Origin of the sequence: Christiangramia marina (assembly GCF_048285865.1) — a bacterium.
GTDB lineage: Bacteria > Bacteroidota > Bacteroidia > Flavobacteriales > Flavobacteriaceae > Christiangramia > Christiangramia marina.
In genome coordinates, this window is record NZ_JBLVTK010000001.1 from 1,212,380 (window position 1) to 1,212,649 (window position 270).

Here is a 270-nt window from a genome sequence, read left to right on the forward strand (position 1 = left end):
TCTTGGGCTCATAAGATCACTAGAGCTCATAAAATCTGCAGACACTGTAGACATTGATCCATCCCACATATCTACATTTCCGTAAAACTGAAGTTGTTTAGGATCTCTGGAGGCTACGATTAAAGAACTATCATCTTCATCATAAAAAATTCCTTCAGCATCTGTGGAAGAAGTATTTACTGTATATGAAGTACCATCGTCAAGATTATACTGAACTACAGATCCAGAATGAGTGGTAGCGTATAACATGGCAGAATCCATTTCTACGAT

At 37.4% G+C, this 270-nt stretch carries 1 pseudogene; it reads right to left on the bottom strand.

What is annotated here, in order from left to right:
• Positions 1–270 (bottom strand): annotated as a pseudogene (locus ACNKXS_RS05655) (hypothetical protein); the annotation flags it as partial.